Source organism: Streptomyces sp. NPDC111744 (assembly GCF_055634995.1).
In genome coordinates, this window is record NZ_JBVKCG010000004.1 from 482762 (window position 1) to 498734 (window position 15973).

Consider the following 15973-nt stretch of genomic DNA (forward strand, 5'->3'; position numbering starts at 1 on the left):
GGGCGGGAGAGAAGGGTGGAGCCCGCATTCAACGATAGGAGAAAACCCCCCACCGGAAATCCGGCGAGGCCCCTCCGGCCCCCCGCAGACAGGCCCCTCACCGCCGTATGCCGTCTCTCCGTGTCCGGGGGCGGCAAGGGGCGACTGCCGGTGACCCCTGCGTGCGAAAATCTATGCTTGTCAGAGTAGACATTGGATCCTGGGATAGTTAGTCTTCTTCTCGTCGACACGGTCAAGTGAGACCCGGCAGACACGAACTGCCGGGTAGTAGTACCTGAAGTTGCAGGTCAGTGTGGATCTGGAGCTCCGGAGCCAAAGCGTTTGCACAACGGTGACGGGGCTGAGAGCCGCACTGGGCAGCCCGCAGGTCAAGGGGCTGCCAACAGCATCACCGAGCAGTACCGCAGTACCCGTTCATCAGGTGGTTGGTTCAGAGGAAGGACGGAGGAGTTAGACGCCATCAGGATCGCCCGGCCCGAGAAGCTCTCGGCCCGGGTACCGCAAGACGACCCGGAATGGAAGGTGGTCCCCGGTCACGCAGCCGCGATCCTCGCACCCCTCCCCTTACCGGGCCGGGTAGCGGAAACAGAAGGTCGGCGCAGCAATAGGGCCGACAGATGGTGTTCAATTTCCTTCGGGGCCCTGGTGCCGTACGGCACCAGGGCCCCTCGACGCGTTGTACAACGAGGTGACATGGCAGCAGATACTCCACTCGGCGATCGTCTGGATGACGACGACTACCCCGCATACACCATGGGCCGGGCCGCCGAAATGCTCGGCACCACCCCTGGCTTCCTCAGAGCCATCGGTGAGGCTCGTCTGATCACTCCGCTCCGTTCGGAGGGCGGTCATCGCCGGTACTCCCGCTACCAACTGCGGATCGCCGCCCGCGCCCGCGAACTCGTCGACAGGGGAACCCCGATCGAGGCTGCTTGCCGCATCGTCATCCTCGAGGACCAGCTCGAGGAAGCTCAGCGCATCAACGCCGAGTACCGCCGTACCGCGAACGAGGCGTCCGGCAGTTCCAGTCCCGGTTCGAGCTGATCGTGCGGGCGCGGGCGGGCCGGCTCGAGCCCGCCCTACGACCGATCTGAAAGCCAGGCGGAGCGCGAGCTTGATCTCGTCACCCGCTCCAACGTGCTTCAGGGCGGCTACCAGGCGAGTGCGTCCTTCGCGTTGTCCTGCCAGTAGGTGACGGTGGCAGCGCTGTTGAAGAAGACGCCGCCCTTCGGCAGCTTCAGGGTCCTTTCCTTGTTGATCGCGTTGCCCTTCCTGTCGGCGAAGAACACGCCCAGGGTCTTCTCCTTGGCTCCGCCTTCGCCGTCGGGGGTGGACGTCGTGATGCCCGCGTACGCGGACTGGCCCGGCTTGAGCGTCACCACGGCCTGCGGCGTGGTCTCCTCGGCCCACGGCAGCGGGGCCTGGGCGTCGGCGCCGGCCCTCAGGTAGGGGGCGATGTAGGCGTAGCAGGGCTTGGTGCCCGTGTTGGTGGCCTTGAGCAGCAGGTGGTTGATCGGGCGGGAACATGGCCTTCCTGGGATGCCGGATGGAATGCGGGACTGTGGCGGCGGCTGACGACCCATCGCACGGCGGAGCGAGGAGGCCGGGACGAGGAGGGCGGCCACCCCAGCGAGCAGCAGCCCGCCGAACTGACCGAGGAGGGTGACGGCGGTGAAGGCCACACGGCGGGACAGGATGCCGCCCGCGAAGTCGACGATGCCGTGACACACGGCGGATATCAGCGCGAGAAGGGCACCCTCCGCTCAGAAGGTCAGAAGGGCCCCCGGAACGGGGTGTGAACCGCTGCCGCGGCACCGCGTGAGGCGATTGGTGCGTTGCGGGTGTACGGCGAGCGTCCGGGGGTAGTCGACGCGGGCTGGTGGGGGAGCGGCGCATCGCCTGGGGAGGTCGAGCGCCGCTCCCTGCCGGTAGGGGTCACCGTCCTGCGGCTTCTGACCCGGTGCCGGGTGTCATGTCACCGTGGCGGGAACCCGGCGGCCATGAACACTGAGACAGGGGTGCGGCCATGAAAGACGCCGAGAGTGGGATCCGGGGGTCGTACTGGCTCGAGACGGCGCCGCCCGTCGAACCCGCGCCCCCGCCGGCCGGTGACCTTTCTGTGGAGGTCGCCGTGGTCGGCGGTGGCATCGCCGGGCTCAGTACGGCCTGGGAGCTGGTCCGGCAGGGGCGTGAGGTGGCGGTGCTGGAGGCGGACCGGCTGGCCGCCGGGGTGACCGGGCACACCACGGCCAAGCTGACCGCCCTGCACACCCTGATCTACGACCACCTGCGCCGGACCCGCGGCCCCGAGGGCGCGCGCCTCTACGCGCTGTCGCAGAGCGAGGCGATCCGGCATGCCGCCGGGATCGTGACCGAGCTGGGCATCGACTGTGAGTGGGAGGAAGCGGCGGCTTTCACGTACGCGCAGAACCCCACGCGGGTGGAGGAACTACGCGCCGAAGCTCGGGCGGCGCGGGAGGCCGGGCTGCCCGCCGAGTTCGTCACGGAGACGGACCTGCCCTTCGAGGTGGCCGGGGCGGTCCGGGTGAGCGGGCAGGCCCAGTTCCATCCCCGCAAGTACCTGCTGGCAGTGGCGGACGACCTGCGCCGGCGCGGCGGCACGGTGTACGAGGGGACACGGGTCGTGGGCCTCACCGAGGGCGAGCCCTGTGTGCTGGAGACGGACGCGGGGGTGTCGGTGCGCGCCGACACGGTCGTGGTCGCCACCCACTATCCCGTCTTCGACCGGGCCCTGCTGTTCACCCGGCTCTCCCCGCGCCGGGAGCTGGTCGTGGCCGGGACCATCGACGAGGACCGGGCCCCGCGCGACATGTACATCACGCCGGAGCAGGGCACCCGGTCCGTGCGCAGTGCACCCAAGGGGGACGGCAAACGCCTGCTGATCGTCACCGGCGAACACTTCACGCCCGGCTCCGCCGACGTCGAGCAGCGTTTCGCCCGGCTCTCCGACTGGGCCGACAAGCACTTCCCCGGGCTGACGTTCACCCACCGCTGGGCCACCCAGGACAACGACTCCACCGACTCCGTGCCCCTGGTCGGGCCGCTCCACCCCGGCAGCCGCCACACCTACGTGGCCACCGGTTTCGGCGGCTGGGGTCTGAGCGGCGGCATCATGGCGGGCCGCCTGATCAGCGACCTCGTCGGCGGACGTGAGGTCGAGTGGGCCGGTTTGTACGACCCCCGGCGCCTGGGCCCGGTGGTCCGCGAGGGGGTGTCGTTCCTGAAGCACCAGGCTCAGGTCGCCCGGCACTTCATCGGCGACCGGCTGCCGACGCTGACCGGAACGCGGCCGGAGGACATCGTCCCGGGCGACGGCGCCGTGGTGCGGCTCGGCGGGCATCCGTGCGCCGTTCACCGCGACGAGAGCGGGCAGCTCCAGGCCGTGTCCGCCGCCTGTACCCACCTCGGCTGTCTCGTCGCCTTCAACCGTGCCGAGCAGGCGTGGGAATGCCCGTGTCACGGTTCCCGCTTCGCCCCGGACGGCCGGATCCTCCAGGGGCCCGCCGTGAAGCCGCTGGAGAAGCGAGATCTGTGAGGCGCACGGGGGTCCCGGGCGCCTGGATCAGGGCAGTTCCGCGCTGTCGAGGCTGAGCAGTTCCATGAGCTGGGGCCGGTGGAGGCCGGCGATGTCCTCGAGCAGGTCGGGATGGCGCAGCAGAGCGGCGGCTTCGGTGTCCCACTGCCCGGGGTCGGTCAGCCGCCGCAGGCCGTCGACGGACTCGTGGTCGCTCACGGAGTGGGCCTGGCGGGCGGCGTGGGTGGCCAGGGCGGGGTCGGCCAGGAGGCAGGCAGCCCAGCTGACGACGGTCTCGTCGATCCAGGTCCGCCAGGCGGTGTCGTCGGGCTGCGGCTCGCATCCGGTGAGCCAGTCCAGGCGATGGGATCCGCTGGGTGCGAGCAGGTGGAGCAGCTGCACGTCGAGGTCGGTGGGGAACCGCAGGGTGGCGGCGAGGGCGACGGCCTGGCGGGCCTGGGCCTCGGCCAGCGCCCGGCTGAGCGCGCCGCCGAGGGCGGGATAGGCGGCGAGGAGCCAGCGGGTGGAAGCGGTTATGACAGGTGTCAGATCGTCGGTCACGGCGGCGGGTCCCTTGGGAACGTGCTCGCCTGTGGACGTGTCCGGCAGATCGGTCCCGCGAGCTGTTTCGCGGAGCCACGCTGCCCCGCTCGTGACCCACCAGCGTAGGCAGCCGGACCCGAACAGGGAATGAGCCACATCACAGGAGGTCACATGTCCGGGTTCCCGATCAGGAACCCGGACGTGTGCCGCCTGCCCCTGCGGGGGTGGGTCAGGACCTGCCGCGGCCGGTGATGAAGTCGCGGGCCCGGTCCACCAGACCGGCGCCCGGGGCGAGGAGCTTGTTCGCGGGCGGAGTGTTCGGGGCCGCGGGGTGCGGGCGGGTCGGGGCCAGGGACTTGGCCCGGCGGATCTTGTCTCCGAGGTCGTTCAGCGCCTCGGGAGAGCAAGCCTGCCGCATCATCGGGAAGAGGTTGTCCTCCTCGTCCTGGACGTGGGCGGCGACCTCGTCCATGAGCTGCTGCAGCAGCGGGCTCATCCGGGAGTCCTCGGTGTCCGTCTTCTCCAGCTGCTTGAGGATCTTCTCGACGCGGCTGTGGTCCGCGATCTCCTTGTCCGCGATCCGGTCGCCGCCATCGATGTGCTCGCGTACCGCCGGGTACAGGTACTCCTCCTCGGCGATCGAGTGCCGTACCAGTTCGATGGTGACCTCGTCCACGAGGTCACGGAGTTCCTGCCCGCCGCCCGGCATCATCTGGATCCGGGCGAACATCTTCTCGACCTCCCGGTGGTCGGCCATCAGTTCCGCAAGCGCGTCTCCGCCATGCCCCATCGTCTGTCCACCTCTCGCTGGTCATGCTCGGCCGGGACGATCCCGCCCAGCTGTCACTGGTTCCCGTTCCGGCCGGACCCGGCACAGCCCAGGGCGAGGTCCACCCGGTCGGACGCCTCGGCCATCACCTCGGCACTCGGTGACCGTCGCACGTGGAAGGGCCGGTTTATTCGGCGCCGCCGCCTCCGCTGCCGAAGGACCCGCTGGAGCCGGACTTCCAGCGCGGGCGGGTCTGGTTCTCGCCGGGCCTGCTGGGGGCGTTTCCGAGCTGGTGCGGGGTGAGGCGGTCGCCGTCGCCGGTCGCCCGGGGCACTTCGTTCGGCTCGCGCATGTTCTGTTCCTCCCGCACCGGCCCCGAGGGCGGCGGTGTGGGGTGGTCCCCGCGACGCGGTGGCGGGGACTCCTTGCGCCGGGCGCCGATTCCGAAGCGTACGGCGCCCACCAGTGCGGCCGTGAGGAGGAGACCGCAGACGATGATGACCACCGCCCCTGCTACCGAGCCGGCGGCGGCCAGTTGCTCATGGGTCGTGTGCATGGGCGCCGGGTACCCGCTGTCCCGCAGCGAATGCCAGGGCGAAGAGTCATGGCTGACGTGGCGTGCACCGGGGCATCGGTAGCGTCGCACGGACTGGACAAAGTTCCGTGTATCGGCCGTGCCGTTGTGCGTCGCCAGACAAAGTGGAGAGTCGACTCCGGGATTGCCTCGTCCTTCCGGGGCATCCGGTAGGGCATGGCTACTGGATCGGCAACGGCGCGCGGACGCGGACTCGGCCAGGCTCAACGTGCGGCGAACAGCAAAGCGGTCGCGGCAGCGGCCCGTGCAGGCTTCGTCGCCCGTGGGGTCCTCTACGCACTCATCGGCGTTCTCTCACTGCGGATCGCCTTCTCCGGAGGGGGCCAGCAGGCCGACCGGGGCGGCGCGATCGCCGAAATCGCCCAAAAGCCCTTCGGTACCGTGCTGTTGTGGCTGCTCGGAATAGCCCTGGCCGGGATGGCCCTGTGGCGGCTGTCCGAGGCCGCCTTCGGGCTGGCGGGTCCCGACGGCGCGAAGCCGAGCAGGAGGGCGATGGCCGCGGGCCGTTTCTGCTTCTACGGATTCGTCGCATACTCCGTGCTCTCCTACGCCGCCGGGGACAAGGGCAGCGGCAGCGGCAGTTCCGACAAGAACTCCCAGGACGTCACGGCGAAGGCGTTGGACTGGCCCGGAGGGCAGTGGATCGTCGGCGTCGCGGGTGCCGCGGTGACCGCTGCCGGCGTCTGGATCGCCGTCCGGGCCCTGATGCGCAAGTTCGAGAAGCACCTGAGGATGTCGGAGATGTCGCAGAGGACGCGTAAGTTCGTGGCCTACTTCGGTATGTTCGGCGGCGCGGCCCGGGGCATCGTCTTCGCCACCGCGGGCTGTTTCGCCATCGCCGCGGCCGTCCAACACGAGCCCGGCAAGGCCAAGGGCATGGACGACACGCTGCGTACCTTCGCCGACACCCCTGCGGGCCCCTGGCTGCTGGCGCTGATAGCGGTCGGCCTCGTGGCCTTCGGGGTCTTCTCCTGGGCCAACGCACGCTGGCGCAACGTCTGACAGCCGCCGGTAGAACGCGGCACACGACGAGTACAGGACGGGGAAGACGCGGAGGTGACGGATCCTCTCGTCTCCGGCGGGGCCTGGCCGACCTGGACCTTGACCTTGGTGAGCTGGTCTCGCCGCACCTTCGCGGTGAAGCCCGAGAGGTCGCCGGTGCGGTTCCGGGCGCCGGTAGTTCACGGCCTTGTGCGTCCAGGTTCCGCTGTACCGCACTACGCCCCGGCGGCGGGCACCTTGGCGCGAGTTGTGGGATCGCCCCTGTTCCCCTCGGCCGCCCTCGCGGCGACGCACCCCCTGGTAGTCGACGACCACCGCGACGGCGCGCCGCTGACCGGCGCACCGGCCCGCGCCGCCCGACGGTTTTACCTCGACATTACCTCCCCATGACCGAATGACTACATACCTGTAGTCATGATGGATCGGTTCTTGGTTAGGTATGCCTACGCTAATGAAGCTGTCAGTGGCGGAGGTCGGGCAGGGAGAGCCGCATGTGGGATGACGCGTTTCCGAGCTTCCTGATCGGACTGCGGGAAGGACTCGAAGCCGGACTCGTCGTCTCCATCCTCGTGGCCACTCTCGTCAGGGCCGACGCCCGCTCCCGTCTGCCGCAGGTGTGGACGGGCGTGCTCGCGGCGATCGCGCTCGCGATGAGCTTCGGTGCGGTCCTCACCTTCACCGCCGCGTCCCTGTCCGCGACCGCTCAGGAGACGTTCGGCGGCACACTCAGTGTGATCGCGGTCGCGTTCGTCACCGCGATGGTGTTCTGGATGCGCCGCTCCGCCCGCACTCTGTCCGGCGAGATCAAGGAGAGGGTCACCGGGGCGCTGACCATGGGCGCGGGGGTCCTGATCCTCACCTCCTTCCTCGCCGTGGGCCGGGAGGGCCTGGAGACCGCGTTGTTCCTGTGGACCACCGCCCAGGCGGCCGGCGAGTCGGCCGGCCCCCTGACCGGCGCCGCGGTCGGCCTGGTCCTGTCGGCGGCCCTGTGCTGGGCTCTCTACCGGCGGGTCCTGAAGATCAACCTGACGAGGTTCTTCACCGCCACCGGTGCCGTCCTGATCGTCATCGCGGCCGGCGTCCTCGGCTACGGCCTGCGCGATCTGCAAGAGGGCGGTGTGCTGCCCGGCAGGACGGCCTACGCGGTCGACCTGAGCGGCAGCGTCGACGCCGGCTCCTGGTACAGCACCCTGGTCCAGGGCGTGTTCAACCTGACGCCGACCATGACCTGGCTGCAGGTCGCCGGCTACGTCGGTTACCTCGCCACGGTGATGACGCTGTTCGTCCGCGGAGTGCGTGCCCCGGCAGCAGAGCCCGCCGCCCGGAAGACGGTCTCCGCACAGGGCGCCCCGTCGGTGCGCCGCCCCGGCTGGGTGGTCCCCGTCGCCGTCGTCACCGTCCCCGCCGTGATCGCGGGCCTCGCCGTCGCCTTCGGCAGGCCCAAGCCCGCCGCGGCGCAGACCGTCGCCGTCTCCGAGAAGGAGTGCGGCAACGGCTTCTCCGCGCCGAAGCCGGGTCGGCAGACCTTCCAGATGCACAACACCGGCGACAAGACCTCCGAGGTGTATCTCGTCGACCCGGACACCAACGCGGTCTACGGCGAGATCGAGGGCCTGGCCCCCGGCACCACCCGTGCCCTGGTCGCCACCGTGGCCGGCGGCACGTACGCCTGGCGGTGTGTCCCCACCGGGGGCACCGCGGTCACCTCCAAGGCCGTCCGTGTCGCCGGTGGGGGAGCGGCGAAGGCGGTCGTGCCGGTCTCCGCGCGGGACCTGGCCACACCCCTCAAGCAGTACAGGGCGTACGTCGACCAGGGCCTGGCCACTCTCGTCGCCCAGACCCGCTCGCTTTCCGACGACATCAAGGGCGGCCACCTCGACCGGGCCCGCACCGACTGGCTCACCGCCCACCGCACCTACGCCTCCCTCGGCGCCGCCTACGGCACGTTCGAGGACTTCGACCAGAAGATCAACGGCAGGGCCGACGGACTGCCCGGCGGCGTTCACGACAAGGACTTCACCGGCTTCCACCGCCTCGAGTACGGCTTGTGGCACGGTGAGTCCGCGGCCGCTCTCACGGGCCCGGCCCAGCAACTCGCCGCCGATGTCGCGGGGTTGCGCGAAGCCTTTCCGCGCCAGGACTTCGACCCCTCCGACCTGCCGCTGCGGGCCCACGAAATCCTCGAGAACACCCTGCAGTTCGAGCTGACCGGCGACACCGACGAGGGCAGCGGCACCAACCTCGCCACCGCCGACGCCAACCTCGCCGGCACCCGCGAGCTGCTCGCCGTACTCGAACCGCTGCTGACCACCCACGCCCCGCACCTGCTGCCGACCCTCGACTCGGACATCGCCCGGCTGCAGAAGCTTCTCGACGCCGCCCACCACGGCGGCTCCTGGACCCCTGTCAGCGGCCTCGACGCGACCGCCCGGGCGCGTGTCGACGGAGCCACCGGCCAGCTCCTGGAAGACCTCTCCCCGGTGCCGGACCTGCTGGAGATCCGGAAGTCCGCCTGATGCCCACCCCCGCACCCCGCCACAGCGTCGACCCCGCACCCAGGGAAGGGAACGCCCCCATGCCGTCCGCCGAATCCACCGCCCCGCAGGGCGGCTGCCCCGCCGGTACCGGCCGCCGCTCGTTCGTGAAGACGGCCCTCGGCGCCGGAGCCGCCGGAGCGGTCCTGGCCGGCGGCGGCCTCGCGCTCGCGGAGAGCGGTGGCGGCACCGCCGACGCGGCTACGCAGACGGAGAACGCCGCCAGGGTCCCCTTCCACGGCACCCACCAGGCCGGCATCATCACCCCCGCCCCCACGGCGGCCACCTTCGTCTCCTTCGACGTGATCGCCGACGACCGCGACGCACTGGCCGATCTGCTGAGGACGATCACCAGCCGCGCCCGCTTCCTGACCTCCGGCGGCACCCCCGCCGACCTCGGCGTCGGCGCCCCGCCCGCCGACAACGGCATCCTCGGCCCGACCGTCCCCGCCGACGGCCTCACCGTCACGGTCGGCGTCGGCGCCTCCCTGTTCGACGACCGCTACGGCCTCGCGAAGGCCAGGCCCCGCAGCCTGACCCCGATGCGGACCTTCCCCAACGACAACCTGAAGGCCGCCGAGTGTCACGGTGACCTGTCCCTGCAGATCTGCGCCCACCGGCAGGACACCGTTCTGCACGCGCTGCGCGACATCGCCAAGCACACCCGCGGCGCCCTGCAGATCAAGTGGCGTGTCGACGGTTTCCAGAACACCCCGCGGCCCACCGGCGCGCAGCGCAACCTGCTCGGGTTCAAGGACGGCATCGCCAATCCCGACGTCACTTCCGCTCGCGAGACCAACCGCCTCGTCTGGGCGGGCGACGGCGAGCCCGCCTGGGCCGCGGGCGGCAGCTACCAGGTGATCCGCATCATCCGCATGCTGGTGGAGTTCTGGGACCGCGTCTCGCTCACCGAGCAGGAGAAGATGTTCGGCCGCCGCAAGGACACCGGCGCCCCGCTCGACGGGGCCAAGGAGACCGACATCCCCAACTACGCAAAGGACCCGCAGGGCAACGCGATCCCGCTGGACGCCCACATCCGCCTCGCCAACCCACGCACCGCCAAGACCGACAGCACCCGCATCCTGCGCCGCGGCTACAACTACGACCGTGGGATCGACGACGTCGGCAACCTCGACATGGGCCTGGTCTTCTGCTGCTACCAGCAGGACGTCAAGCGGCAGTTCGAGGCCACCCAGACCCGCCTGATCGACGAACCCCTCGTCGACTACATCTCACCCACCGGCGGCGGCTACTTCTTCGCCCTGCCCGGCGTCCGCGACAGCAAGGACTGGCTGGGCCGCGGGCTACTCGCCACCTGACCCCGCGACCTTGGGCCCGCCCAAGCCGTTCGGGCCGCCTGCCATGGGGCGCGTCCCGAGTACCGCGGACAGCCCGTGGCCGAGGTCCATGCGCTCGGAGACCAGCTCGCCGGCGGCGGTGCCGAGGGGGAACGTGAACAGCACGGTCAGCCGGTAGAACGACTCGCGGTGGCATAGCCGGCCAACGCTCGCTCTCAGTCGGCGTTGGGCCTGGCGAGGCCGTGGTCGTAGGCGAAGATCACGGCCTGGATGCGGTCGCGGGCGCCGATCTTGGCGAGGACGCGGCCGACGTGGGTCTTGACGGTGGACTCGGACAGGACGAAGCGGGTGGCGATCTCGCCGTTGGTCCAGCCCTTGCCGATGGCGACGAGGATCTCGCGTTCGCGGTCGGTGAGGGAGCCGAGCCTGGGGTCCTCGCCGGCTTCCCCGCGGCGGGCGGGGACATAGCGCGCGAACTCGTCCAGGAGGCGGCGGGTGAGCGCCGGGGCGATGACGGCGTCGCCGGCGGCGACGGCCCGGATGCCCGCGAGGAGTTCGTCGGGGCGCACGTCCTTCAGCAGGAAACCGCTGGCACCGGCGCGGAGCGCGGCGTGGACGTACTCGTCGAGGTCGAAGGTGGTGAGCACGAGGACACGGGAACGCTCACCGGCGGCGGCGATACGGCGGGTGGCCTCGATGCCGTCCATGCCGGGCATGCGTACGTCCATCAGGACCACGTCCGGACGCAGTTCGGCCGTCTTGCGCACGGCCTCGGTCCCGTGGGCGGCCTCCCCCACGACCTCGGTCTCGGGGATGGAGTCCAGCAGCATGCGGAAGCCGTACCGCTGCAGCGGCTGGTCGTCCACGATGAGCACGGTCGTCACCGGGCACCGCCTTCCGGGGTCAGGTCGAGGACGGCCTCGACGCTCCATCCTCCGCCGCCCACCGGACCGGCGCTGACGGTACCGCCGTACAGAGCCGCTCGTTCCCGCATGCCCACCAGGCCGTGTCCTTCCTCGTGCGGCCCGGGCAGTGTGACGGCCGGGCCGGTGTCCTGGACCCGGATGGTCAGCCGGGTGTCCGTCTCGATGATCGCCAGGTGCACCCGGGCGTCGGTGTCGGCGTGCTTGAGGGTGTTGGTGAGGGCTTCCTGGACGATGCGGTACACCGTCAGCTGCACCCCGCTGTCCAGGGCTTCCACGTCGCCGGAGGTCCGGTAGACGACCTCAAGACCGGCGGCGCGCACCTTGGCGCACAGCGCGTCGATGTCCGCGATGCCGGGCTGCGGGCTGAGTTCGGGGCCGCCCCGGGAACCGTCCGCCGGCTCGCGCAGCACGCCGAGGACGCGGCGCAGTTCGCCGAGGGCCTGGCGGCCGGTGTCCCCGATGAGCCGGAGGGCTTCCTTGCCGCGTTCGGGTGCGAGGTCGGTGGCGTAGGCGCCGGCGTCGGCGAGCGTGATGATGACGGACAGGTTGTGGCCGACGATGTCGTGCATCTCGCGGGCGACGCGGGTGCGTTCGGTGGCCGTGGCCAGTCTGCTGCGCTGGTCGCGCTCGATCTCCAGCCGGGCGGCCCGGTCGCGCAGTCCGGCGAGCTGGGCGCGTCGGATCCTTACCATCAGGCCGAGCGCGAGGGCCGCGGTCGCCGTGCTGAGCAGGAAGAACAGCGCGTCCCAGACGGACACCGCGGCGGACGCGCGCACGGCGACCAGCACCATGGCACCCGCCGTGGCGGCGCAGGCCCACGGCAGCTGCCGCCACTTTCCGTGCAGGGCCAGGCTGTACAGGGCGACGAAGAGGGCGACGTCCGCGCGCAGCGCGGCGCCCAGGGACCACTGGAGGACGAACACCGCGGCGATGACACCGAAGGCCGCCACGGGCCTCCTCCGCCGCCACAGCAGGGGCAGCACGAGTCCGGCCTGCAGCGCCAGCACTCCCGCGACGGGCAGCTGGGTGAAGGCGAGCCGGAAATGCCGGCCGTCGCCGCCGTCGCCGCCGCCGTGGGGGAGCAGGTCGGGCAGGCAGAACATCAGGAAGACCAGGGCCACGACCGCGGTGTCCAGCACCCACGGATGCGCCTGGTCGGCATGCCGCAACCGCTGGCCGCCCCGGGACAGCCGGGCGACCAGCGGTCCCATCCCGCTGAGGTCATCGGTGCTCACGGACGTCACCTGTCCATGATGCGGTCGTCACACGTCGCTGCGCGTGAGCCGGTACGCCGCTCCGGCCAGTGCCAGCGCCGTCCAGCAGAGGAAGACCAGCAGTCCCGCGCCCGGTGACAGGGTTGTGGAGTCGTGGGTCAGGGCGAACATCGACTCCCCCGCGTTGGAGGGCAGGTAGGGGCTGATGTTGCCCTGCCAGGAGCTGGGCAGCAGGGAGATCAGTCCCGGGATCAGCATCAGGGCGGCCACCAGGACCGAGATCCCGCCGGCCACCGATCGCAGCAGCGCGCCCAGGGCGGTGCCGATCACCCCGACCAGGCCGAGATAGAGCCCGGCGCCGAGCAGGCTGCGCAGGACACCCGCGTGCGAGAGGCCCATGGCCGCGGGCGTGCCCGAGACGATCCCGCTCCCGATCAGGAAGGTGACGAAGGCACCGACGGTTGCCACGGCCAGCGCGACCAGCCCGAACACGGCCGCCTTGGACCACAGCACCGGCAGCCGCCGGGGCACCGCGGCGAGGGTCGAGCGGATCATGCCGGTCGAGTACTCACCGGCCGTGACCAGCACGCCGAGCACGCCGAGGGCCAGCTGGGCGAAGTTCGTACCGAAGAGGGACAGGCTGACGGCCGTCTGGTCGGCGAAGTCATGGTCGAGGTGGCCGGAGTTGATCCCCGACTTGTAGCGGCTCGCGGCGATCAGGCCGAACGCCACCATGAACAGCAGGGCGAGGCCCAGGGTGATCCAGGTCGAGCGCAGGGACCACAGCTTCGCCCACTCGGAGGCGAGGACCCGCCGTCCCGTCACCCGGTAGGCGGGGCGGTCCGGGGCGGTCCTGGGTTCCTCGACGGTTGCGGTGAGGGTGCTCATGCGGGCCTCCCGAGGGTCTCGATCCCGGTCGTGGAGCCGTGGTACTCCACGGCGTCCCTGGTCAGGTCCATGAACGCCTCCTCCAATGACACCGTCCGCGCGCTCAGCTCGAACAGCGCGATCCCGTGCTCCGCCGCCTTCAGGCCGATCTCGCGGGCACTCAGCCCGGTCACCTGGAGCTCCTCGGAGCCGATCCGGCCGGTGACGTCGACGCCCGGCCCGGCCAGCACGTCCCGCAACCGCGCCGGGTCCTGCGTCGCCACCTTCACCGTGTCGCCGCCCGCCTCGCGGATCAGGTCGCCCACGGTCGTGTCGGCCAGCAGCCGCCCGCGCCCCACGATGATCAGGTGGTCCGCGACCAGAGCCATCTCGCTCATCAGGTGCGAGGAGACGAAGACCGTCCGGCCCTCGTCGGCGAGCGCCTTCAGCAGATTACGGATCCAGAGCACGCCCTCCGGGTCCAGCCCGTTGACCGGCTCGTCCAGCATCACCGTCTGCGGATCGCCCAGCAGAGCCGCCGCGATGCCGAGCCGCTGGCCCATCCCGAGGGAGAAGGCGCCGGCCCGCTTGTTCGCGACGCTGCCGATGCCGGCGAGTTCGATGACCTCGTCGACCCGGCGGCTCGGAATGCCGTGGGTCAGCGCGAGGGCTCGGAGGTGGTTGTAGGCCGAGCGGCCCGGGTGGATCGACTTCGCCTCCAGCAGGGCGCCGACCTCCTGGAGGGGGGCCTGGTGGCGGGCGTAGTGCTGTCCGTTGACGGTGACGGAGCCGGTCGTCGGGGCGTCCAGGCCGACGATCATGCGCATCGTCGTGGACTTGCCCGCGCCGTTGGGTCCCAGAAAGCCGGTCACCGTGCCCGGCTTCACGATGAAGTCCAGCCCGTCGACGGCCGTCTTGTCGCCGTACCTCTTGGTCAGCTGCCGTGCCTCGATCATCCGCGTTCTCCCTGTTGGGCTCGGGCGTCGGTCGCTTTCTACGCCTCACAGGCCACGCTAAGACTCACCTCAGCCGATCCCGTGGTACCGGAAGCCCGAACCGGGTCGGCCGCGTGGTACCGCGGTACTACGCCCCTACCTGCGGCGCGGTGCGTGGCCGTCGGCTCCGTGGTGGTCGCAGCAGGCGTCGTCCGGCCGCTGCGGACGGTGCGCCGCCCACGCCGCGCCCGGCGTTCCGGCGTCCGCCGCGCACTGGGCCCGTACCGCGCTGTCGACCAGGTTCTCGCTGTCAGAGGCGGCGTTGGCGAGGCCGGCGCAGCACAGGGTGAGCAGGAGGGCGCCCGCCACGAAGGGCAGGGTGCGGCGCGGGGGAGGCGGGTCCAGCAGGGCCCGCACCCGCTGCGGCACGGCCCCGCCGGTCGCGGCCAGGGCGGCGGGGCGCGCCGCGCCGGCGGAGGCGAGTGCGGCCCGTCCGACGGCGCGGGCGACGACCGTACGGCTGCCGACGCGGGCGGCGGCTTCCTCGTCGGCCCAGCGCTCCAGGACGAAGCCACCTGCCTCGGCGAGGGGGCGCAGCAGCGGGTTGGCGGCGGCCGTGAGCCGCCACACCGCCTGGAAGAGGTGGTGGCGGCCGCGGAGATGGGCCCGCTCGTGCGCCAGCAGCGCCTCCCGCTCCACGTCACCGAGGCAGCGCAGCATCCCACTGGAGACCACGATCCGTCCCGGGGCGCCGGGCAGCGCGAACGCCTGCGGAACCTCGTCGTCGACCACCGCCAGCTCGGTGTCTCCGGGCATCCGGCCGCATTCCCGCCGCGCCCACACGACATGGCGGAACTGCCGTACGGCGGCCACGCCCAGCGACGTCAGCCCCGCCGCCAGGGCCAGGGCGCTGACGGCCGCGACGGACAGGGAGACCGGGTCCTCGGTACGCAGCGCCGCCACCGACCAGTGGCCCTCCTCCGCGACCTCGGGGATCTGCGCGAACCCCATGAACGCCAGCAGGGCCAGTGAGCCGAGCCAGCCGACCGCGGTCACCAGCGCGGTGCAGGCCAGGGCCCAGGCGGCAGGCCGCGGCGCCGGGCGCCGGGCGGCGCGGGGGGCGAGCACCGCGAGGACCACGGTGACGAGGAGCGGGATGTAGACGCTGATCGTCACCGGCTCACGGCCCGTCGTCGCCGTGTCCGGCGTCCTGCCCGCCCAGTAGGCGGTGCAGCAACTGCTCGTCCTCCTGGGAGAGTTCGGACACGAAACGGGACAGCACCGCCTCCCGGTCCGAGCCGCGCTTCAGCAGGCTGTGCATCTGCACGGCGGTCTGGGAGGCCTCGTCCCGGACGGGCGCGTAGGCGTAGCCACGGCCCTCGGGGTGCCGTACGAGCATGCCCTTGTCGTGCAGACGGGACAGGATCGTCAGCACCGTCGTGTAGGCGAGGTCCCCGGGCAGCCGCTCCAGGACCTGCCGCGCGGTCAGCGGCTGGTCGGCGGCCCACAGGGCGGCGAGAACGCCGCTCTCCAGCTCGCCGCGTGCCCTCCTGCCGCTCGCTCCGCTGCTTTCGTCGCTCTTGTGGTCGTGCACCGTCCACCAACCTTCCCGCTCGGCGGACCAGCCTACCCGGGGGGCTACTACGGCCTGTAGAACACGGCACAGGGCCACCGCCGACGGAACTACTACATCTCGTACGAGCTTATCTACTACATGTTGTAGAGTTCGGCCGCCCACTCCACTCGCGGAGGAAC

General features: G+C 71.2%; 16 protein-coding genes. 5 read left to right on the top strand and 11 right to left on the bottom strand.

Translation table 11 applies throughout. The features are described 5' to 3' along the window. The first annotated feature begins 693 nt into the window (after positions 1–693). Complete coding sequence (locus ACZ7OO_RS12440; RefSeq protein ID WP_471504125.1) at positions 694–1044, top strand: MerR family transcriptional regulator; 351 nt, start codon at positions 694–696, stop codon at positions 1042–1044. A 107-nt stretch (positions 1045–1151) separates the two neighbouring features. Here ACZ7OO_RS12440 and ACZ7OO_RS12445 read toward each other — a convergent pair whose 3' ends face one another. Then, positions 1152–1730, bottom strand: coding sequence for a DUF4232 domain-containing protein (locus tag ACZ7OO_RS12445; RefSeq protein WP_471504127.1), 579 nt, complete (start codon positions 1728–1730; stop codon positions 1152–1154). A 296-nt stretch (positions 1731–2026) separates the two neighbouring features. Here ACZ7OO_RS12445 and ACZ7OO_RS12450 point away from each other — a divergent pair, with 296 nt between their 5' ends. Then, entirely contained in the window at positions 2027–3556 is a 1530-nt protein-coding gene (locus tag ACZ7OO_RS12450) for an FAD-dependent oxidoreductase (RefSeq protein ID WP_471504128.1), read from the top strand. Between the two features lie 27 nt (positions 3557–3583). On the opposite strand, the gene ACZ7OO_RS12455 is transcribed toward ACZ7OO_RS12450, so the two are convergent. The 3 genes from ACZ7OO_RS12455 to ACZ7OO_RS12465 all read right to left on the bottom strand — a co-directional run bounded on the left by ACZ7OO_RS12455 (position 3584) and on the right by ACZ7OO_RS12465 (position 5403). Continuing rightward, positions 3584–4096: a hypothetical protein gene (locus ACZ7OO_RS12455; protein ID WP_471504130.1), complete on the bottom strand. Its 513-nt coding sequence runs from the start codon at positions 4094–4096 to the stop codon at positions 3584–3586. Positions 4097–4307: 211 nt separating this feature from the next. Beyond that, entirely contained in the window at positions 4308–4868 is a 561-nt protein-coding gene (locus ACZ7OO_RS12460; protein WP_471504132.1) for a hemerythrin domain-containing protein, read from the bottom strand. Between the two features lie 166 nt (positions 4869–5034). Next, positions 5035–5403 (bottom strand): DUF6479 family protein, encoded by a 369-nt coding sequence (locus ACZ7OO_RS12465; protein ID WP_471504134.1) that lies wholly within the window; start codon positions 5401–5403, stop codon positions 5035–5037. Positions 5404–5598: 195 nt separating this feature from the next. On the opposite strand from ACZ7OO_RS12465, the gene ACZ7OO_RS12470 reads away from it, so the two are divergent. The 3 genes from ACZ7OO_RS12470 (at position 5599) to efeB (ending at position 10297) form a co-directional block, all read left to right on the top strand. Further along, on the top strand, positions 5599–6444 hold the full coding sequence (locus ACZ7OO_RS12470; protein WP_471504136.1) for a DUF1206 domain-containing protein: 846 nt from the start codon (positions 5599–5601) through the stop codon (positions 6442–6444). A gap of 491 nt (positions 6445–6935) precedes the next feature. After that, the gene (gene efeU / locus ACZ7OO_RS12475; protein ID WP_471504138.1) at positions 6936–8960 is read left to right on the top strand and encodes an iron uptake transporter permease EfeU; all 2025 of its coding nucleotides are present in this window, start codon (positions 6936–6938) and stop codon (positions 8958–8960) included. Between the two features lie 59 nt (positions 8961–9019). Continuing rightward, complete coding sequence (gene efeB / locus ACZ7OO_RS12480) at positions 9020–10297, top strand: iron uptake transporter deferrochelatase/peroxidase subunit (RefSeq protein WP_471504140.1); 1278 nt, start codon at positions 9020–9022, stop codon at positions 10295–10297. Here the strand turns inward: efeB and ACZ7OO_RS12485 are convergent. From ACZ7OO_RS12485 to ACZ7OO_RS12515, 7 genes are all read right to left on the bottom strand, one after another. Beyond that, positions 10283–10441 carry a hypothetical protein gene (locus tag ACZ7OO_RS12485; RefSeq protein WP_471504142.1) on the bottom strand — a complete coding sequence of 53 codons (159 nt, stop codon included), beginning with the start codon at positions 10439–10441 and terminating at the stop codon, positions 10283–10285. The genes efeB and ACZ7OO_RS12485 overlap by 15 nt on opposite strands. 50 nt (positions 10442–10491) lie before the next feature. Beyond that, positions 10492–11160: a response regulator gene (locus tag ACZ7OO_RS12490; RefSeq protein ID WP_471504144.1), complete on the bottom strand. Its 669-nt coding sequence runs from the start codon at positions 11158–11160 to the stop codon at positions 10492–10494. Further along, the gene (locus ACZ7OO_RS12495) at positions 11157–12446 is read right to left on the bottom strand and encodes a sensor histidine kinase (RefSeq protein ID WP_471504146.1); all 1290 of its coding nucleotides are present in this window, start codon (positions 12444–12446) and stop codon (positions 11157–11159) included. The genes ACZ7OO_RS12490 and ACZ7OO_RS12495 overlap by 4 nt, the downstream gene beginning before the upstream one ends. Before the next feature lie 18 nt (positions 12447–12464). Beyond that, positions 12465–13304 (bottom strand): ABC transporter permease, encoded by an 840-nt coding sequence (locus ACZ7OO_RS12500; protein ID WP_471504148.1) that lies wholly within the window; start codon positions 13302–13304, stop codon positions 12465–12467. After that, entirely contained in the window at positions 13301–14239 is a 939-nt protein-coding gene (locus ACZ7OO_RS12505) for an ABC transporter ATP-binding protein (protein WP_471504150.1), read from the bottom strand. The genes ACZ7OO_RS12500 and ACZ7OO_RS12505 overlap by 4 nt, the downstream gene beginning before the upstream one ends. 135 nt (positions 14240–14374) lie before the next feature. Next, on the bottom strand, positions 14375–15394 hold the full coding sequence (locus ACZ7OO_RS12510) for a M56 family metallopeptidase (RefSeq protein WP_471504152.1): 1020 nt from the start codon (positions 15392–15394) through the stop codon (positions 14375–14377). Between the two features lie 4 nt (positions 15395–15398). Continuing rightward, positions 15399–15812: a BlaI/MecI/CopY family transcriptional regulator gene (locus tag ACZ7OO_RS12515; protein WP_471504154.1), complete on the bottom strand. Its 414-nt coding sequence runs from the start codon at positions 15810–15812 to the stop codon at positions 15399–15401. Positions 15813–15973 lie beyond the last annotated feature (161 nt).